General features: G+C 64.7%; 18 protein-coding genes. 11 read left to right on the top strand and 7 right to left on the bottom strand.

Features of this window, described 5'->3' with window-relative positions; translation table 11 throughout:
* Positions 1 to 15 precede the first annotated feature (15 nt).
* Complete coding sequence (gene xylA, locus GA615_RS22530; protein ID WP_152053580.1) at positions 16 to 1,329, bottom strand: xylose isomerase; 1,314 nt, start codon at positions 1,327 to 1,329, stop codon at positions 16 to 18.
* Between the two features lie 495 nt (positions 1,330 to 1,824).
* On the opposite strand from xylA, the gene GA615_RS22525 reads away from it, so the two are divergent.
* Positions 1,825 to 2,589 carry a hypothetical protein gene (locus GA615_RS22525; RefSeq protein WP_152053579.1) on the top strand — a complete coding sequence of 255 codons (765 nt, stop codon included), beginning with the start codon at positions 1,825 to 1,827 and terminating at the stop codon, positions 2,587 to 2,589.
* 114 nt (positions 2,590 to 2,703) lie between these two features.
* Here the strand turns inward: GA615_RS22525 and GA615_RS22520 are convergent, their stop codons facing one another.
* A complete protein-coding gene (locus GA615_RS22520) occupies positions 2,704 to 3,783 on the bottom strand; it encodes a peroxiredoxin family protein (protein WP_152053578.1) in 1,080 nt (359 codons plus the stop codon).
* 343 nt (positions 3,784 to 4,126) lie between these two features.
* Here GA615_RS22520 and nusB point away from each other — a divergent pair, with 343 nt between their 5' ends.
* From nusB to GA615_RS22470, 9 genes are all read left to right on the top strand, one after another.
* Positions 4,127 to 4,633: a transcription antitermination factor NusB gene (gene nusB / locus GA615_RS22515; RefSeq protein ID WP_152053577.1), complete on the top strand. Its 507-nt coding sequence runs from the start codon at positions 4,127 to 4,129 to the stop codon at positions 4,631 to 4,633.
* A complete protein-coding gene (locus tag GA615_RS22510) occupies positions 4,630 to 5,493 on the top strand; it encodes a PHP domain-containing protein (protein ID WP_152053576.1) in 864 nt (287 codons plus the stop codon). The genes nusB and GA615_RS22510 overlap by 4 nt, the downstream gene beginning before the upstream one ends.
* 43 nt (positions 5,494 to 5,536) lie before the next feature.
* On the top strand, positions 5,537 to 6,103 hold the full coding sequence (locus GA615_RS22505; RefSeq protein WP_152053575.1) for an O-acetyl-ADP-ribose deacetylase: 567 nt from the start codon (positions 5,537 to 5,539) through the stop codon (positions 6,101 to 6,103).
* 78 nt (positions 6,104 to 6,181) lie between these two features.
* Entirely contained in the window at positions 6,182 to 7,087 is a 906-nt protein-coding gene (gene ftsY / locus GA615_RS22500; protein ID WP_152053593.1) for a signal recognition particle-docking protein FtsY, read from the top strand.
* A gap of 133 nt (positions 7,088 to 7,220) precedes the next feature.
* Positions 7,221 to 8,936, top strand: coding sequence for a DUF6599 family protein (locus GA615_RS22495; RefSeq protein ID WP_152053574.1), 1,716 nt, complete (start codon positions 7,221 to 7,223; stop codon positions 8,934 to 8,936).
* Between the two features lie 95 nt (positions 8,937 to 9,031).
* Positions 9,032 to 10,135: a DUF362 domain-containing protein gene (locus GA615_RS22490; RefSeq protein WP_152053592.1), complete on the top strand. Its 1,104-nt coding sequence runs from the start codon at positions 9,032 to 9,034 to the stop codon at positions 10,133 to 10,135.
* 118 nt (positions 10,136 to 10,253) lie between these two features.
* Complete coding sequence (locus GA615_RS28275; RefSeq protein ID WP_235905620.1) at positions 10,254 to 12,143, top strand: 4Fe-4S dicluster domain-containing protein; 1,890 nt, start codon at positions 10,254 to 10,256, stop codon at positions 12,141 to 12,143.
* 205 nt (positions 12,144 to 12,348) lie between these two features.
* Positions 12,349 to 12,861 carry an REP-associated tyrosine transposase gene (locus GA615_RS22475; RefSeq protein ID WP_152053573.1) on the top strand — a complete coding sequence of 171 codons (513 nt, stop codon included), beginning with the start codon at positions 12,349 to 12,351 and terminating at the stop codon, positions 12,859 to 12,861.
* 407 nt (positions 12,862 to 13,268) lie between these two features.
* Positions 13,269 to 14,114, top strand: coding sequence for a hypothetical protein (locus GA615_RS22470; RefSeq protein ID WP_152053572.1), 846 nt, complete (start codon positions 13,269 to 13,271; stop codon positions 14,112 to 14,114).
* A gap of 233 nt (positions 14,115 to 14,347) precedes the next feature.
* Here GA615_RS22470 and GA615_RS22465 read toward each other — a convergent pair whose 3' ends face one another.
* From GA615_RS22465 to GA615_RS22455, 3 genes are all read right to left on the bottom strand, one after another.
* Positions 14,348 to 14,767 carry an NYN domain-containing protein gene (locus GA615_RS22465; protein ID WP_201750286.1) on the bottom strand — a complete coding sequence of 140 codons (420 nt, stop codon included), beginning with the start codon at positions 14,765 to 14,767 and terminating at the stop codon, positions 14,348 to 14,350.
* A 180-nt stretch (positions 14,768 to 14,947) separates the two neighbouring features.
* Positions 14,948 to 15,208, bottom strand: a complete 261-nt coding sequence (locus GA615_RS22460; RefSeq protein WP_152053571.1) for a TFIIB-type zinc ribbon-containing protein — start codon at positions 15,206 to 15,208, stop codon at positions 14,948 to 14,950.
* Positions 15,209 to 15,269: 61 nt separating this feature from the next.
* Positions 15,270 to 15,482, bottom strand: a complete 213-nt coding sequence (locus tag GA615_RS22455; protein WP_152053570.1) for a TFIIB-type zinc ribbon-containing protein — start codon at positions 15,480 to 15,482, stop codon at positions 15,270 to 15,272.
* Positions 15,483 to 15,751: 269 nt separating this feature from the next.
* On the opposite strand from GA615_RS22455, the gene nhaR reads away from it, so the two are divergent.
* Positions 15,752 to 16,684 carry a transcriptional activator NhaR gene (gene nhaR / locus GA615_RS22450; protein ID WP_152053569.1) on the top strand — a complete coding sequence of 311 codons (933 nt, stop codon included), beginning with the start codon at positions 15,752 to 15,754 and terminating at the stop codon, positions 16,682 to 16,684.
* Positions 16,685 to 16,861: 177 nt separating this feature from the next.
* Here nhaR and GA615_RS22445 read toward each other — a convergent pair whose 3' ends face one another.
* Entirely contained in the window at positions 16,862 to 17,761 is a 900-nt protein-coding gene (locus tag GA615_RS22445; protein ID WP_152053568.1) for a hypothetical protein, read from the bottom strand.
* A gap of 288 nt (positions 17,762 to 18,049) precedes the next feature.
* On the bottom strand, positions 18,050 to 19,219 hold the full coding sequence (ispG, locus tag GA615_RS22440) for a flavodoxin-dependent (E)-4-hydroxy-3-methylbut-2-enyl-diphosphate synthase (protein ID WP_152053567.1): 1,170 nt from the start codon (positions 19,217 to 19,219) through the stop codon (positions 18,050 to 18,052).
* Between the last annotated feature and the right edge of the window lie 208 nt (positions 19,220 to 19,427).

Raw genomic sequence — 19,427 nt, 5'->3', positions numbered from 1 at the left:
GGGCATGACGCAGGTTCAAATGAAGTCGTTGATTAAATTTTCAAGCATCTCCTGCCGGCCGCTGACGTTCGGCGTGACGTCTCCCTTGGGCAGGATGTAGGCTTCAAGATCGCTGAAGGTGGCCCGGCCGGATTCGACCTTCCGGCCGAGTTCGCCGTCCCAGCTGGCGTAGCGATTGCGAACGAACTCGGCGAGGCGGCCGTCCTCGCGGATCTTGTGGGCGATCTTCAGGCCGCGGGCGAAGGCGTCCATGCCGCCGATGTGGGCGTAGAACAGGTCGACTGGCTCGAAGCTCTCACGGCGCACCTTGGCGTCGAAGTTGATGCCGCCGGTGGTCCAGCCGCCCATGTCCAGCACTTCGAGCATGCTGGAGGCTGTCAGATAGATGCTCGTCGGGAACTGGTCGGTATCCCAGCCAAGGAGGGGGTCGCCGGTATTGGCGTCCATCGAACCGAGCACGCCAGAGGCAGCGGCCATGCGCAGCTCGTGCTGCATCTCGTGGCCGGCGAGGGTCGCGTGGTTGGTTTCGAGGTTCAATTTGAAGTGGCCGAGCAGGTCGTACGTGCGGAGGAAGTTCAGGCAGCTCTCGGTATCGCTGTCGTACTGGTGCTTGGTCGGCTCCATCGGTTTCGGCTCGATGTAGAACTGGCCGTCGAAGCCGATCGACTTCTTGTAATCGACGGCCATGTTGAGGAACCGGCCCAGGTGGTCAAGCTCGCGCTTGAGATCAGTGTTGAGCAGCGTTGAGTACCCCTCGCGGCCTCCCCAGAAGGTGTAGCCGAGGCCGCCCAGATCCAGGGTCGTTTCCAGCATCTTCTTGACCTGGGCGCCGGCGAAGGCGAAGGCGTCGAAATTCGGGCTGGTCGAGGCTCCGTGCATATAGCGGGGGTTGGAAAAGAGATTGGCCGTTCCCCAGAGCAATCGGACGCCGGTGCGTTGCTGTTCTTCCTTCAAGACCTTGGCCACGGCGTCGAGGTTGGCGTTCGACTCTTTCAGCGTCTTGCCTTCGGGAGCAACGTCACGGTCGTGGAAGCAGTAGAAGGGAACCCCGAGCTTTTCCAGGAATTCGAAGGCCGCTCGGGCGCGTCGGGTGGCGTTCTCGACCGTCGGGGTGCCGTCGTCCCAGGGGCGCTGGGCTGTTCCCGCGCCGAAGGGGTCGCTCAGGGGGTTGGTGAACGTGTGCCAGTAGGCGACCGAGAAGCGCAAGTGGTCGCGCATCGACTTACCGCCGACCAGTTCGTCGGGGTTGTAGTGCTTGAATTCCAGAGGGTTTTTTGAGTCGGGGCCGCCGTAGGTGATCTTCGGAACGTCTGGGAAAAACTCGGACATCTCAAGGGCCTCGCGCCGCGGAGGGAGAAAGTGGCGTTTGAATCGCCCGGGACGCCCCCGAATGAACCAGGCTGCGTCCGTAGAGGGACATGAGTGTAAAGGGGCGCTCAAGGGTGGAACAAGTCCCCGCTCGATCCAACCGCGCCGAAGCGAGAGGCGCCCGATCGCCCCCTCCCGTCAAGCGGGCAGGCCATCGCAGTCGTCCCCGATGTGCGGAGGAGCGGAGCGTCCGACTCCGGGTCGCAGCGAGGTCGCCCGATCGAGTGCGCGACCGCCCCTTTCCCTGGCTCCGAGGGGGCAGATTGCGTGGGAAATCCGGAACTTCTTTGGGGCCAGGTTGCTCGACGTTGTGGAATGCTCCCTGATCGTCCTATGATTGAACGAAGAGCGCGAGTCAGGGGTCGGACCGACCGGCCCTCCCCATCGCTGCCGGGGAGCCTGGGGCGGCCATCGGCTTCACCGATCTTGCATCGACGACGCCCACGAGATCGCACGATGACGACAACCGCACCAGAGACCTCCACCCGATCTCGCCGAACGATCCTCCGAGGCGTTTTGGCCTCGATGGCGTTGCTGATCTGTTGCGCCGGGCAGGCCGAGGCCCAGTGGGGGTTCGGCCCCTTCGGAGGGTTCGGGTGGGGATTCGCGCGTCCGTATACCCCGCCATCGGTCAACATGCTGAACGAACGGGCCAACGTGCGGGCCGGCATGGATCAGGAGGCATTGAATCGCACCAGCCTCTCAACCCCCGACCGCTTCGATTACCGTCGGCAGCAGGTTTCCATGCAGCAGCGGTACGACGTCTCTTCGACCCGAGGCATGGAAGTCGCTCGGGCCGGTCGCGGGACGCCGATTCCGGGAACTCGGGCCAGTGCCACCGAGCGCCCCACCCCTCCTGTGGCCAATCAGCCCCCCGCGGTTGAGCGACCAATTCTCGAAATCACAAGCTTTGTCAATCAGCAAGACCGTCTCGTCTGGCCCTCCGACGCCCCCGTCTCCGGGGACCTGATCACAAAACGCGATCAGGCCGACGAGGCGATTCATGAAGTCGTCCAGGAATACCGGGCGATGAACGCCGCGCAGATCAACACTGTGGCCAGTGCCCGCGAGGACCTGATTGCTTACGGACAGCCGGCGCTCCAGTACCTTCGAGAAACCTCGACGGCTCGGGTGGCCGATACCTTCCACCTGTTCCTGCTCTCGCTCTACGACTCGCTCGCACAGGCCGCCGAACAAGGAATTGCTTCTCAAACCCGCTGATTCCTGATCGACGTCGACCAGTCAGCACCTGCTTCTGTGCTGGTCATCGAGTGGTGCCGGACAGGCATGAACCTGCCCGGCACCGATTGAGAGAACAACCTAACGTCAATCCGCTCAGTTCGAATCGCCGAGGACCTTCTCGACTTCCTCGGCGAAATTCGCCTGGTTCAGATCGAGGGCCGTGATGCGGCCTTCGGAGTCGATCAGGACGTTGGCAGGAATCTCGCTCACGGCGTAGGCCTGGGCAATATCCCCCTCACCCGGGATGTTGATGAGGTTCGGCCAGCTGATGTTGTATTCCAGAACGTAGCGTCGCACCTCGGGAATGACCTGCTCGACTGGCTCTCCGCCGTTGGCCAGGGCGTCAAGGTTGACTCCCACGATCTGCAAGCCCTTCTTACGATATTCGTTGTAATCTTCTTTCATCCAGGCGATTTGCTCGGCGTTCGGTCGATACCAGGTGGCCCAGAAGACGAGTAAAATGGGTTTCCCCCCGAAGTCTTCCAGGCGGACCAATCGTCCGTCCACGTCGCTCGCCTGGAAGCTCGGCGCCGGGCGGCCGATCATGTCGAGCTGCTGAATGCGGTTGGTCAGGTAATCGAGAATGGCCGGTTCGTTCCCCTCCTGGGCATTTTCCTTGACGGTTGTGAATGCCTTCCGAGCAATTTCGTACGCCCCGGCCTGGACCAGACGCTGGTAGTAGGCGTCGAGCAGAGACAACCGGGCCGCGACCGGCAAGGCCACGCGAGCAAGATCGGCCTCATCGGCATCCTTCCCCGCTTCGATGGCGCGGAGCAGGCTTTCGAGCGACTTCTCGAAGTCGCCTCGATCGGCCTCGGCCATGATGTTCATGACCTCGGCCAGATAGCGCACGACGGCCGTCGGGGGCTGGGCGGCAAGAATCCGCTCTGCGACCGGCTCGGCCTCCTGGTAGAGCCCGGCTCCCAGCGCGTCTCGGAAATAGGTTTCGTAGATCGAAGTAGCCTGCTTCGGATCACTGCGCTCTGCCAGAGCGGCGAGTTGCTCCAGCCGCTCCCGTTCCAGCTCGCGGTACTTGCGATTGAACTCGGCGTTAATGGCCTCGATCGAGTCGGTCTCGGTCGGCTCCGGCTGTTGCGACCATCCCACGCAGGGAGCCAGCAAGACCAGAGTCACGGCGAGCCGTTGGGCCGGGGCGAGTCGAGAGTGATTCATGGCGGGGTCGGGGCTCCTTTGCGGCTCCTCATCGCGATTCGATCCGCGCCGATCGCGCGATCAAATTGTTCCCGGACTCCAGTTCGTCCGGTTCACAAATCGCATCAGAATCGATCATGCCAGGAAGTGACACAGATGCCTAGGGCCGAGCCGGGCGTCCTCGCCGGGCCGCTGTCCCCGTGGAAAGCGTCCGCGCGCCCTTCACGACAGGTCGAACGATCGACTAAGATGTCATAGCTCAACCGAGCGTCCGAGGGGCGGAAGGAGCCCCCCGATCGGTCAGACTCCCGCCGACCGACCGACGAACCCACCCCCGACCCCCGACCTGACAGCCCGGCCGACCATGACGCGACGCACCCGAGGACGAGAAATCGCGCTTCAGGTCCTCTATCAACTTGACCACAACCCCGATCTGCCCCCTGAGGTGATCCAGGAGTTTGTGGAACGCCGCCTCCACGACCCTGCCCTCAGGTCGTATGCCGACGCCCTGATCGAAGGCGTCCGGTCCCGCCAGGCTCACCTCGATGAGTTAATCGGCCGGGTCGCTGAAAACTGGTCGGTCGAACGGATGGCGGCCATTGACCGCAACGTCCTTCGACTCGGGGCGTTCGAAATGCTCTACCGCACCGAGGTTCCAGTCAAGGTTGTGATCAACGAAGCGCTCGAACTGGCCAAACGCTACAGCACCTCGCAGTCGAGCCGGTTTGTCAATGGCATCCTCGACCGGCTTCAGCCCGCCGCGACCGAGGCCCGCAACGAGACCTCGCCGGCCGAGGAGCGCGACACTCCCTCACACGAGGAACCGGCCCACACCTCCGAGGCAACGGATTCCGAGCCGGAAACCTTATGAGCTGGCGAAGGCCCCGTCCCCGACCGACGCATCGGGCCGATCGCGGGGCCGACCTCCATGTTCACACGACCCACTCCGACGGCTCTTGTACGCCGGGAGACGTGGTCCGGGCCGCGGCAACCGTTGGCCTTTCCGCGCTGGCCATCACCGATCACGACACGCTCTCGGCCCTCGCCGTCGCTCAGCCCGAGGCCGATCGGCTCGGCATCGAGGTGGTTGCCGGGATCGAACTGAGTGCCACCGACCACGGTCGCGAGGTCCACATTCTCGGCCACTTCGTCAATCCCGACGATTCCGACCTGCTGGCCGCAGCCGATGCCTTGCGACGCAATCGCCAAAGCCGCTTCGAACAGATGATCGCTCGGCTGACCGAGTGTGGTCTGCGGGTCGATCCCGAGTCGCTCCGCCGTTCGTATCCTCGGGCGGCCCTCGGTCGAAAACATCTGGCGGATTACCTCGTCAGGACTGGTCAGGTCGCCACCCATCGCCAGGTCTTCGCTCGATATCTCGGAGACGACGGCCCGGCCACCGTGCCCAAGCAGGGTCCAACCGTGTCCGAGGCCATCACCCTGATCCGAAAGGCCGGCGGCGTTGCGGGCTTACCGCACCCACCTTATGATCTGTCGATGGAGCGATTGGCCTCGTATCGGGACGCCGGCCTTGGCGCTCTGGAGGTTGATGGCCCCGGGGTCGACAACCGACGCTCGCGTCGCTGGCGGGAGATCGCCAACCGCTTCGACCTCGTTCCGATCGCCGGCTCCGACTTTCATGCTCCCGACCGGGCCGGCCGCTGGGTCGGGGCTATCGCAACCCCTGCGGATGACCTGAACCGGCTTCGTCAGCGGGCGGGGCACTCGTAATCTCGTGCCAACGCTCGTCCCAGACGTTCGGAGACGCTCCACCATGCCAACCGACCCGATCCTCGATCGTATCCGAGTCGTTCAGGGTGACATCACCTCGCTCACTGTCGACGCCATCGTCAATGCCGCCAAGGAGAGTTTGCTCGGCGGTGGCGGGGTCGACGGGGCGATCCATCGCGCCGCCGGACCTGAGCTGCTGGCCGAATGCCGAACCATTGGCGGCTGCCCAACCGGACAGGCTCGGATGACGCAGGGCTATCAACTCCCGGCCGCTCATGTCATCCACACCGTCGGCCCGGTCTATCAGGGGGGGGATCAGGGAGAAGCCGCCCTGCTCCGCTCCTGCTATGTCGAGTCGTTGACTCTCGCGCATCAGCACGGCATCGAGTCAATCGCCTTCCCCTGCATCTCGACCGGCACCTACGGCTACCCGAAGGCCGAGGCCGCGACGATCGCCGTCGATGCCGTCCGCCTCTGGCTCCATGTGCATGACTCGCCCCGGGAGATCACCTTCTGCGTCTTCGGCAACGACGATCTCGCCCTCTATCGGGCGGAACTGGGCCTCGACGACAACGGCCCGGCGACTTCGGAGCCGATTCGCGTACAATAAGAGCCGGTTCGCTCTCTACGGTCGGGGATTGTGATGACGCCACGACCGGACCTTCCCCTCGACCCTCGACCGACGATCATGGCCTTCACAGATCTCCTCATTCGCTTCAAAAAAGGGCTGGCCCGCACCGCCAAGCTGTTCGACGTCCGCTCCTGGTTCGGCCGCAAGGTCGATCAGGACTTCCTCGACGAGCTGGAAGCCAAGCTCATCCGGGCCGATGTCGGGGTCAAGGCGACCGAGATCCTCATCGATCGCGTCCGCGAGGCCTTCGCCGACAAGACGGCCGACGAGGATCTGCTCACCTTCCTCAAGGCCGAGATGAAGACCTTACTCCAAGATCCCAAGGCCGGCGAGCTGAGCCGGGCCGCCACCAACCCGACGGTCATCCTTGTCGCCGGGGTCAATGGCTCGGGCAAGACCACCTCGATCGCCAAGCTCTCGCAGTTCTTGAAGGACCAGGGGCATTCGATCGTCCTGGCCGCCTGCGACACCTTCCGCGCTGCCGCGGCCGACCAGCTCGCCATCTGGGCCGATCGCGCCGGGGCCGAGCTGGTCCGCGGCAATCAGGGGGCCGATCCCGCCAGCGTCGCCCACGACGCCTGTGACCGTGCCCTGGCCCGCAAGACCGACTTCCTCATCGTCGACACCGCCGGCCGCCTGCACACCCAGACCCACCTGATGCGAGAACTGGAGAAGGTCCGCGGCATCATCGCCCGCAAGATCTCCGGCGCCCCTCACGAGGCCCTGCTCGTGCTCGACGCCACCAACGGCCAGAACGCCCTGCAACAGGCCAAGATGTTCTCTCAGTCGATCGCTTGCACCGGCGTGATCCTCACGAAGCTCGACGGCACCGCCAAGGGGGGCATCGTCGTTGCCGTCCGCCAGCAGACCGGCCTGCCCGTCAAGTTCGTGGGCGTCGGCGAGGGGATCGACGACTTGCAGCCGTTCGACCCGGATGCCTTTGTCGAGTCCCTCTTTTCCTGATCTCCCGGCCCCGGATTGCCGTGATCGGCAGCTTGCCGATTGCTGGCCGGCCCCCGTGTCCGATAGAATCCGGGTAAGAGTTTAACGAATCGTCAACATCCTCGTCCCTCTTGGCCCGGAGCGATCGAGACGCATGGAACCGACCACGTCCAGCCCCTTGAATTTCCTTCAGGACTGGTTCCTGGCCGATCCGCTTCGAGGCCTGGCCGCCCTGGCCTGCGTGATCGCCCTGGCAACCACGCCCATCGCCTTTGCGGTTCTCGGCCGGACCGAGTACCTCCACACCCGGAGGGGCCGGGTCTACCGCAAGCCCGAATGGTGGTCGGTCGTCTGTGGCATGGCCCTGGTGATGGGCGTTCCCGGCATCATTCTTGTCTTGCTGGTTAAGAGCCAGTACTTCGACGAAGACCGCTACGCCTTCGACCCGAACCGCTCATGGTCGGTCGCCGAGCAAGGACGCCAGTTCCGCAACGCTGAGCAACTGGCCGCCGCCGCCGAGCAGGAATACGAACGGCTCCAGAACGAGCGTCGGCTCATCAGCGACGGGATCAAGGCACTCGACCAGGCGATGATCACTCTCCGGTCGGCCGCCGCCGTCGCCCCCCCGACCGCCGAGGCCATGCCCGAGGTCCTGGAGCGGCTGGCGATCATCCGGAAAGCCGTCGGGGTCGACGCCCCCCAGCAGTTGCTCGACGAGACCGCCCCGCCCATCGAGATCGCCCGCTCGGGCACCCCGAATTTCCCCTATCCCTTCATGATGCCTCCGGGAGCAGACTGGAATGCCATGACCTCCGGAGCCCCTGCCGCTGCCGCACCGCCCGGCCCCGGCCTGACTCCGGCCGAGCGCGAGGCCGAACTCGCCCAGGTGCCCGACGAGCAGCGGTCGCTCGCCGCCCTGCTCCCCCTGAGCAACCTGCCCGAGGGCTGGGAGATCGGCGACTCCGGCGGCCGAGCCCTCGAATCCTTCAACGCCGGCAACCTCTACGAGAAGATCGACGGCCGCGCCGAGAGCTTCGTGCAGTACGACGTGGTCGGCATGGCCTACACCTTCTATCACCCCGAAGGCAACCCCGCCAACGAGGTCCAGCTCTACATCTTCGAGATGGACAGCCCCCTGAAGGCCCTCGGAAAGTACGGCACCGAGAAGCCCGAGGAGGCCGACCCGTTGCAACTCGGCAGCGCCGGCTATGCCTCCGGGGCCAGCGTCTTCTTCCACGCCAAGTCCTATTACGTCCAGGTCGTGCCGACCTCCGAGTCCGACGAGTTCCGCGAGTTCGCCCTCGCGATCGCCCGGCGCATCTCGAACGACATCCTCCCCGGCTCGGCCCCCGAACCCGAGGCCGAGGGCGACACCGCGATCGCCTCGGCCGATCCCGAGGAGATGCCCGACGCCGAGGCCGCGTCCTCCGAAACCGAGGAGGCCGACCCCACCGCCCTGTTCGCCCTCCTTCCCGATGGCCCCGGCCGCTCCAACGAGCAATATCTCGCCCAGGATGCCTTCGGCTACGCCTTCCTCTCCGATGTCTTCATGGCCGCCTACGCCGAGGGCGATCTGACCTGGCAGGCGTTCATCCGGCCCTACGCCACTCCCGAGCGAGCCCAGGAGATCTTCGACCTCTATCGGGCCGATGCCGAATCGTTCGACGCCAAAATTACCGAGGTCGAGACCGAAGTCGCCGATGCCATGTTCATCGCCGAGAATTTCGGCCTGATCGAAATCATCTTCCGGAAGGGCAACGCCGTCGGCGGCCTGAACGATTCCACCGATCTCAACGCTGCCCAGGCCTTCATTGACGGCTTCGCCGCCTCGCTCCCCGAGACGGTCCCTCACTTCGACGAGGGCGAATGAGCCGCCCTCTTGTCGATCCTGGCAACATCGCACTCTCCGCGTATTCTCCAAACCTCCCGCCGCCTCCTTCCCCGAACCGAACCGAGGCCTTCGCCATGGGCGAGAAGCTGACCCGGACCCAGCAGAAGAACCTGGAGCGGCTTGGAGGGGTTAACCCCGCCGAAGCCCCCATTCCTCGACGGCAGTTCCTGACCCAGGTCGGCGTCGGCGCCGCCGCCGTGGGCGCGGCCGCTGGGGTGGGCGTGGCAATCACCGACCCCTGGGGCATGAAGGGGGTCGAACCACCTCCCCCAGTGCGGTTGAAGGACTACTCAGTCGCGCTCGCTCCCAGTCGGCCGAGCCTCGTCGTCGTCCGCGCGACCCCTCCCGACCGCTCGGCCTTCGACTCGCCCGACGCCGAATACGCCGCCCGAGAGGAACAGGCCCTTACCATGGTCCGCTCGGCCATGCAGGAGATGGGCGGCGTCGAGCAGTTCATCCAGAAGGGGGACGTGGTCGTCATCAAGCCGAACGTCGCCTTCGACAAGAACCCGGACCTCGGCGCCACCAGCCAGCCCGATACCGTCTCGGCCGTCGTCAAGCTCTGCTTCGCGGCCGGTGCCCGCAAGGTGATCGTCTGCGACAACCCGATCAACAACCCCGAGAGCTGTTTCTTCAAGACCCGCGTTGGTGACGCCGCCCAGCGCGCCGGGGCCACCTTGATGCTGCCGAAGTCCAGCTACTTCGAGCCCCTCTACGTCGGCGGCGAGACGATCAAGGACACCTGGAGCATGTTCTACGCCCCCTTCAAGGAGGCGACGAAGGTCATCGGCATCAGCCCGGTCAAGGACCACAACCTCTGCAAGGCGACCATCTGCCTGAAGAACTGGTACGGCCTGCTCGGCAACCCTCGCAACCAGTTCCACCAGGACATTCACGGCATCATCTCCGACTTCGCCAAGATGATGAAGCCGACCCTCGTGATCGCCGACGGCCGCAAGCTCCTCATGCGCAACGGCCCGACCGGCGGCAGCCTCAACGACGTGAAGCAGTCCGACGCCATCGTCGTCGGCACCGATCACGTGGCCGTCGACAGCTGGTGCGTCTCCAAGCTCCTCGAGAAGCAAAGGCACGAGATCCTCTACCTCGACAAGGCCATCGACCGCGGCCTCGCCTCCGACTGGCGGCCCCAGTGGACCCGCGAGATTACGGTGACCTGAGCTCAAGAAGCGCCCAGGGTCCTCTCATCGCCCGATCCGTGTTGAATCACGCTCGATTTCTTACTTACGATTCGCGAGTTATCCCCCGGGTCACGACGGCCCCTGTTCGGAGGAACCGATGGTCAAGATCCGTCGCGCCTACGAGGCGCTCGCCCTCGGACTCTTCCTGTTCTTCTTGTTGATCACGGACCTGCGCTTTCTCAAGGGGTGGCCGGTCTCGTGGTTCCTGGAAGCGTCTCCGCTGGTGGCAGTGGCCACGGCCCTGACGACGCACACAATCTACCGGAACCTGTTCTGGGGCCTCGTGATCCTCGGCATCACGATGATGCTCGGCCGGGTCTGGTGCAACTGGATGTGTCCGTTCGGCATCCTGCACCACCTGTTCGGCAACATCGGCAATCGTCGCAACACGAAGCAGATGATCGAGGTCAACCGCTACCGACGAATCTATGCCATCAAGTACTACATCCTGGCGGCGATGATCGCCATGGCCGCCCTCTGGATCGTCCCCGCCCTCTACAACGCTCCCGGCAAGATCGCCGAGGCGTACGATGAGGCCGCCCTCGCCCGCGCGGCCGAGGGCGACTCGGTGACGACCTTCAGCCAGGTCTTCGGCCTCTCGTCGTGGATGATCGGCCTGGGCCTGGTCGCACTCGGCGGTTACGCGGTCCTGCGAGCCCTGGGCATCTTCGGCCCGGGCCGGCTGGCCAGGGTGCCGATCTCGGGGGCCTTGCTCGGGGTGATCGTCCTGGGCCTTGGCATCGGCATCGTCCGTGCGGGCGTCCCGGAAACGCTTTCGGCCGTGGGAGATGGCCTCGGTCGATCGGTCGAGGCCTCGCGCCGGGGCAATTCGACGCTCCAGATCGGCCTGCTCGACCCGATCGCCCTGACCGTCCGATCCATGACGACCAGTGTCCTCCCCTCGGTCGACAAGGCGACCGAAGGGGTCTACACCGAGACCCGCGAATACTGGTTCGCCTGGGTCGTCGGCCTGATCTTCCTCGGCTTCCTCGTTGCCAACTGGTTCATCCCGCGCTTCTTCTGCCGGGCGGTCTGTCCGCTCGGGGCCTTGCTCGGCGTCTTCAGTCGGTTCTCGCTCTGGCGGATCGACCGCGACCCGGTCCGCTGTACCGACTGCGACCTCTGCCTCAAGAGTTGCGAAGGGGCCTCCGACCCCCACACCGACCTGCGCAAGTCCGAATGCTTCGTCTGCTTCAACTGCATCGAGGACTGCCCGCACGACGCGCTCCAGTTCCGCTTCCTCCCGCGCAAGGCGAGCGAAGTCACCGGCCCGGCCCTCAATCGCCGATCCTTGATGCTCGCCGGGGTTTTCGGCGTCCTCTTCTTCCCGATGGCCCGGCTCTCCGGCGGCGTGAAGAAGAACTTCGACCGCCGCGTGATCCGCCCCCCCGGCTCCGTCGCCGAGGACGAATTCCTCCGCCGTTGCATCAAGTGCGACCAGTGCATCCGGGTCTGCCCGACCAACGTCCTGCAACCGGCCCTGTTCGAGGCGGGGATCGAGGGGCTCTGGACCCCGATCATGATCTCCAAGATGGGCTGGTGCGAGCTGAACTGCACCCTCTGTAGCCAGGTCTGCCCGACCGGCGCCATCCGCGAGCTCTCGATCGCCGAGAAGCTCGGCGTCGGCCCGTTCGAGGCCCAGGGGCCGATCAAGACCGGCACCGCCTTCTACAACCGCGGCCGCTGCCTCCCCTGGGCGATGGACGTCGAGTGCGTCGTCTGCGAGGAAGTCTGCCCGACCAGCCCGAAGGCCATCTTCACCCGCAACGTCGAGGTCACCGACCGCTGGGGCGGCACCCTCGAACTGAAGCGTCCCTTCATCGACCCCGAGAAGTGCATCGGCTGCGGCATCTGCGAGCACGAGTGCCCCGTCAAGGACGATCCCGCCGTCTACGTCACCGCCATCGGCGAGACGCGCGACAAGGAACGCTCCCTGCTCCTCTCGCTCGTCGAAGACCCCAGCCTCGCCGATCAGCTCATGGCCTGAGCCGGACCTGTCCCGCCGATCACCACCCGCTCGCCGGCGGTTTCGACCCCGGCTTGGTGAACCGCCCTGTCAGTATACATGTATTGCAACTGTCAGTGACTCCCGTCATGGTTTTCATCCATTGGTTGGCCCGGACAACGTGTTGTCCGGGTCGCGCAGCGACGAGAGGCTTGTGGTTCGAGCGGGCAAATCGTAGGCTCATCGCATGGCCTCCAGGCGTATCTACGACCGCGACAGGCATGCCCACTTCGTGACCTTCTCGTGCTATCGACGCCGTCGGTTTCTCGACCACGACCGGCCCAAGCGGATCGTCCTCGGGGTCCTCGCCTCGCAACTGTCATTGCAGCACGGCCGCTGTGTCGGCTTCGTCGTCATGCCCGACCACGTGCACGCGATCCTCTGGTTCCCGCAGGACGACCAGCTTTCCCACTTCATGAAGCAGTGGAAGCAACGCAGTTCCGTACAGATCAAGCGATTCCTGCGCGAAGGGGCGATGGCATATGCCCGGACCTTCGACCTGTCGGAGCCGATCTGGCAACCCCGCTACTACGACTTCAACCTCTACTCGGAGCACAAGTTCGAGGAGAAGCTCGCCTACATGCACCAGAACCCGGCACGGGCCGGCTTGGTCGCCCGCCCGTGCGATTGGCCCTGGAGTTCGGCGCGATACTATGAGCAAGGGCGGGGCGTCGGCGTGCCTGTCGGATGGCTCGACTGACGCCTCTTGCGGCTTCGCCGCCCGGACAACGGAGTTGTCCGGGCCACCCCGCGGGGCCTCTGTCCCGCACGTTCGCAGGCCGTTCCGCGGCCTGTGCGGGCGATCCCCGAAATGACAGGGCCCTCGGCCCGGATCGGGGCAGCCTGCGGGTGGGTGGCCCGGACAACGTGTTGTCCGGGTCGCGCAGCGACAAGAGGGGCCGGGGACCGCCCGGTCGACCCGGCTCAAGCGAGACGCTCTCGATAGCCTCTTGCGGCTTCGCCGCCCGGACAACACGTTGTCCGGGCCACCCTACGGCGTTGAGCCGGGGCGCGTACGCCGCTACGATGACGATGACTCCGGCAATCGGGCACGGCCCTGCCCCGGCATGTCCTACGTCCGCACACTTCCTCTGACGGGAGGTTCAGATGTTAACGGTCCGGCACCGGTTGCGCGTCGCGGCCTTCTTTGTCACCCTCGTCTTACCACTTCAATCGGCACAAGCAGTCGGCCACGATGGCCCCGATCTGGATGCGATCCGAGCGGCCATTGAGCGGGCGTGGTCCTCGGTCCAGACCCTCCATTTTCGATCCGAGGAGCTGTGCTGGGACTCGGCGGGACAATTCTCGCTCCATAAGACGATCGACTACACATTGGGAGTCGGCGATCAACGAATCTTCAAAGAGGATTCGCTTCAGGTAAGCCGGGGTTCAAACTCTCATCGCATCCAGATCGAGGACGGAACCACCTACTATGGCATCGCTTTGAAAACTCAGGATCCGAGGAGCATCTCCCAGGTCAAGATCGAAGACCAGGAGAGCACGAGAGGAAACCACCCCGGATTTCCGGGTTGCGCTGCCCTGTGGCTCTGGACTCCGGGGGGCCGCCCGCTGCACGAATACTTGCATTCCGGAGGACGCCTGGAGGTCGTGCGGACGCCGGATGGGAGCGAACAGATCATCCTCATCGCGGAAGGGAAGTTCGGCCAGCCAATTCGTTGCGAGCTCGATCCCGAACACGACTATCTCCCCCGTCGGATCAATTATGCCGACATCGAGTGGCAGGCTACGGCGTTCCGATGCGATGGGGGCCGTTGGTTCCCGGCTCGCGGGAAGATGATCGACTTTCGAGCGGGCAAAGACCGACTCGTCGCCGAAATCAACTTCGTCGTGACCGAGCTCCAGATCAACCAGCCGATCGCCGAGGACATCTTCGATCTGCCGGAGTTGCCCGACGACGTTTTGATCAAGGACGAACGTGGGCGGAAGCCCTGACGGATACTGGGGGAGAATTGCTCCCAGGGCCAGGCACCGACGAAACGGGCTTTGTGCCCGACGTGGTCGGTCGTGGCCAGCATGATGATGCTCGGTCCGCTGTCCCGCACGTTCGAAGGCCGTTCTGCGGCCAGAACGGGCGATCCCAGAAATGTCAGTCAGGACCCTCGGCCCGGATCGGGGCAGACGGCCGGGGTCCTCGGGACGCTGAGGCATCCGTGCGTTGCGAATCCTCATGGCTCGGGCAAATGTCCCGGGTGCTCGGCCTGATCGATGAGGTCCAGGAGCCAGGTCGCTCCCTCGACCCGAGCCCCAAGGGCCTCGACCCTCCTCCGGAGTTCCCGGTCGGAGGTGACCACCGTGACATCCTCAGGTCGGGCGGAGACCAGCGCGACAATCTGATCGTCGGCCGCGTTGGGCGCCGAATGCCCCGTGTAACGCACCAGGACGCCGTCGTACTCCCCTGCCGGCATTTCCCGGACGGGACGGCCGTCGATGACGACCTCGATCCGTTCGGGACGCGCGGCCGCCAGACGTTGCAAGCGACCCACAAGACGGCACTTCGCGGCATTCGGATCGCGCCACCACCCGTCCGGCCGCGTGCCGATGACATTCATGGCATCGACGATCAGGAGCGGGGTCCTCGATGTCATCGCGTCTCGCCCCTGGTCGAGATCCGTGGGGTGGTCGGTGTCACTCACCTTCGATGCAAGTTCGATTCCCGCATCACGCAAAAACCCGGGCCCCGGCCCTGGCCCCGGAGTTCCCCATGCTGCCGTGGGAAGAACTGTCCGGGAGCAGGGCCGAGGCCCGGGATTCCGACGGCCGATCGCTCAGTCGGCGTTGAGCACTGTCATCCAGAACGACGGCTCGGCCCGTCGGGCGCCCGGAGCCTGATCGGGCCCGCTGGCGGGGGCGACGGCCTCGACCTGCCCGACTTCCGGGGTCGGTAGAGGAAGATCGGCCCATCGATCGAGAATCGCGTTCAACTCGCCTCGATCGAGCCAGACCCCCTGGCACGACGGGCAGGTGTCGATTTCGATGTCGACCCGATGGTCGGTAATCAGCAGCATGTCGCAATTCGGGCACCTCATGACGTGTGTCCTCCTGAGAAATGACCCAACACCATGCACATGTTGTGCAACGTCACCGTTCTCAATGTGGCCGAGATGAAACCAGGTGATTTCCCGGATCGAGCATCGGCCGAGACGCCATGCCCTGCGCATGCTCGGACGATCGAGACTCCCGGATGATCGTGTCCAGTTCGCCTCGATCGAGCCAGACTCCCCAGCATTTCGGGCAGAAGTCGATGGCCACCGGGCCGCGATTGGCCGGCATCAACCGAGTGTTGCAGCTGGGACATTTCATCGGCAAACCCTCCTGAGCAAGACGTGTGATCGGCGGAACCGCCGGTCAACCTCGCAGAAGACGATGCAAACGGTTCCGCTCGTGAGAGATCCACTCGTGAAATTGCCAAGAGCACGGGCCACACCTCCCGTTCGCTCCCCCCCGGTGCGATTCGGGCGGCGTGGCACCGCGCTCTCGACAAGGAGGATTATTGGCAAAAAAATCCAATTCGACTATAAGAAAGCAGGAATCGCTCTCTTCGAATTTTTCGAACGATTGCCGAGCACATCATGCAGCCCCAGATCAACTACAACCACCTCTATTACTTTTGGGTCGTGGCTCGTACGGGGAGCATCGCCGCGGCCTGCGACGAGTTGATGCTCGCCCCGCCGACGATTAGCACCCAGCTGAAGACTCTGGAGACGAACCTGGGGAACCGCCTTTTCGAGCGCCAGGGACGGGGGATGGTTCTGACCCAGACGGGCCGCCTGGTCTTTCGCCATGCCGATGAGATGTTCCGGACGGCGTCGGACTTGATGGAGACGCTCCGCGGTCGTCCGCCCGGCCGGCCCATGCGGCTCACCCTCGGAATTGCCGATGCGATGCCGAAAACCGTTGCCTATCGCCTTGTCCGCCCGGTCATGACCGGTCCAGAGTCGGTCAGCCTTGTGTGTCATGAGGGCAAGCCTGCGCAGTTACTTGCCGAGCTGGCGCTGCATGAACTGGACGCAGTCCTGACCGATTCCCCCCTGGTGCCCGAGGTCCGGGTCAAGGCGTTTACCCACCTGCTTGGCGAATGCGGGGTGAGCCTGCTCGGCGCCCCGAACCTGGCTGAACGCTACCGCCCGGGATTCCCCGACTCGCTCCATCGCGCGCCGCTCCTCTTGCCGACCGTGACCTCCGCCTTGCGACGGATGCTCGACACCTGGTTCCAGACGCGGGGGCTCCGGCCCGAGATCCGGGGGGAGATCGCCGATAGTGCCCTGATCAAGGTCTTCGGTCAGTCGGGAGAGGGGCTCTTCTTCGTCCCCTCGGTCGTCGAGGCCGAGGTCTGCGAGCAGTACACCGTCGAGCGAATCGGCCGCATCGACGAGGTCCGCGAGCGTTTCTTCGCCGTGACGATCGAGCGGACCATCCACCATCCGGCCGTGATTGCCCTCTGCGACGCGGCGCGCCGGACGTTCGGAGAGGGACAGACGCCCGGCCCGGAATCCCGGTCGTGAGGCCCGGCAGGGACGCCGAAGTGGCGTTCGCCCGGGGGTGGCGTGTCATGGGGAAATCGACCCGGCGATGCGCCAGCCGCGGCCCCCTGACATCGAGCGATTTCCGCGAGGATCATCCGGGGCCGCCGGCCCCTGCATCGGCCCGGCCCCCGAGGCCGAGACCGATCACGACGGGGATCAGACCGTCCCTCCGAGCCATTGGATCTGCTCCCGCAAGGCCCTGATCTGCCCCTCTCTGTCGCGAATGCTGTCGATCTCTCCGTCCAGGAGCGTCGGCTTCTTGTCGGCCCAGGCCTTGAACGCCGAGGCGAGCTGGTCCACGGTCGCGGTGCCCTTCTGATAGTCGTCGAGCCTGGCGTCAAGCGCCTTGAGCTTGCTGCTTCGCCACTTGTTGCCGAGAAATCCCGGCACGGTGGTGTCCCGGACGAAATCCCGACCGCTCGGGACCGTCGTCAGGCCGTCCCGGTGGGCTTTCCGCTTGAGGGAGTTGTCCCCGCAACTGTAGCAGCAGGATGCCGGATCGATGACGGACGTATTGCTCGTCGACTCGCCCCGCTGCCGCTTGACGCCGACGCCCCACAGGTCGACGACGAAGCAACCGCGCGGGAAGCGCCCGGGATACTGAATGGGCACGTTGTTCGGGCAGCCCACCAGCAGGAACCAGTGCCCGTTGGACTTGCCCTCGGCCTGCTCGATGACCGTGAGCGCCCCGCGGCAATGGTTGCTGCGGAGCAGGTAAAAGGCCAGGGCGGTGCAGGGGTCGCAGCGGATCCCCATGGACCCCACATTCTGGAATCGCTGGTGGACCCGGCGGCCGTACTCGAACCACCAGGCCTCGCTGCCGGTGTTCAGGCCAAGCCCCTCGAGGAGCACGGCCGTGTCGCTCATAGAGCCCTTCATCATCGGGTCGTTGCCCGGCAGGGCGCCATCATCGACGATGACCGGCCGGAGCTCATCCCTCATGGCCCCGGTCGTCGGGTTGTAGTTCTTCTTGGTCACGGTCCTGAAAAGATAGGGGTCGATCAGATTCCGGACGAGGTTGATGTCGAATAATCGCAATTCTGCCCCCGTTGCCATGGATCGTGTTCGAAAGAAGTCATTCGACGCGCGGTCCAGGGTCGCCGGTCGGTCTCGAGAGAACCGAATCGAAGGACCATCAAGAGGCGAGGACCATATCTGAATGTACTTGGCGAAGAGATCTCTCGCGAGGATGCCGTTGATGGATTCTTCGCAAACACGATCCGAAGGGACGCCCCCCAACCTGTCGGCGATCGCCCGAGGCTGCGTCCGACGAGGGCTCTAGAGACTCAGCAAGAGGGGGCGGATCCGACGGGGAGGCCAGATCCGCCCTCAACCGATGACGGCTCAACCGATGATGGTCAGGGCCGACTTCTGTTGCTTCTGCTCCTGCTTCTTCAGATACGACTCCAGGGGAGGCGTGTCTTCCTCAAAGCGCATGACCTCTTCCCAGAGGGCCTCGACCATCTCGGCTTCCTTGACGTGTCGGATCGGCACGCCTCGCTTGAAGATGATCCCCTTGCCGCTGCCGGCGGCGATGCCGATGTCGGCCTCCTTGGCCTCGCCGAAGCCGTTGACCAGGCAGCCGAGGATGCTGATCCGCAGCGGGTGCTTCAGCCCTTTCATCCGCTCCTCGACCTCGGCGACGATACGTTCCAGGTCGATGTCGAGCCGCCCGCAGGTCGGGCAGGCGACGACCTCCGGTTCGTTGATCCGGCGGCTGGTCGCCCGCAGGATGTCAAACCCGGCCTTCACTTCGGGCACCGGGTCGCCGAGCAGGCTCACCCGGATCGTGTCGCCGATCCCCCGGAGCAAGATCGCGCCGATGCCGGCCGCGCTCTTGAGCGTGCCGTACTCTCGGGAACCGGCCTCGGTGATCCCCAGGTGGGTCGGGTAATCACTCTTTTCGGCGAACAGGCTGTAGCACTCGACGGCGGTGGGGACGTGGCTGGCCTTGAGGCTGATGATCATCTGGTGATAGCCGAGCGACTCGGCAATCTCGATGTGTCGCAGGGCGCTCTCGACCATCGCCTCGGGGCAGGGGAAGCCGTACTTCTCGATCAGGTCTTCTTCGAGGCTGCCGCTGTTGACCCCGATCCGCATGGGGACCCCTTTGTCCTTGGCCTTGCGGACGACCTCCTTGAAGCGCTCGATGCCGCCAATGTTGCCGGGGTTGATCCGGATCTTATCGACGGCGCGGCGGCCCGAAGGGGTCTTGGCCTCAAGGCAGGCCAGGGCCATCCGGTAGTCGTAGTGAATGTCGGCGATCAGGGGGATGTTGATGTGGTCTCGGATCGCCTGGCAGGCTTGCACGTCCCCTTTCTTGGGCACGGTCACGCGGATGATCTCGCAGCCGGCCTCCTCCAGGCGCTTGATCTGTTCCAGAGTGGCGGCGGCATCGGCCGTGTCGGTCGTGGTCATCGACTGCACCCAGATCGGGTTGTCGCCGCCGACAACGTGGTCGTCGATCCCCACCTCGCGGGTCTTGTGCCGCTGGACCGTGGTCGAGTAGGCCATCGCTGGATTGCGTCCGTATCGTTCGGGGTGATCGAGCTTTGCGCATTGTTCACGCAAAGGCGTGGTGATTCCATGCTTATCCTAGTCAAGCGCGGCCGGTGCTTCAAGGTCACGCGATCCCGGACCGGGCTTCAAGAACGATCGACGCCGGGGGATTGTTCCCTGAGCTCGCCGAGACGATCATCAACGCATCATGCCTCGGTGTGCT

Source organism: Tautonia marina, assembly GCF_009177065.1.
In the GTDB taxonomy this organism is placed as follows: domain Bacteria; phylum Planctomycetota; class Planctomycetia; order Isosphaerales; family Isosphaeraceae; genus Tautonia; species Tautonia marina.
The sequence above is the reverse complement of the archived record's forward strand: the minus strand, read 5'-3'. Positions and strand labels throughout refer to the sequence as shown.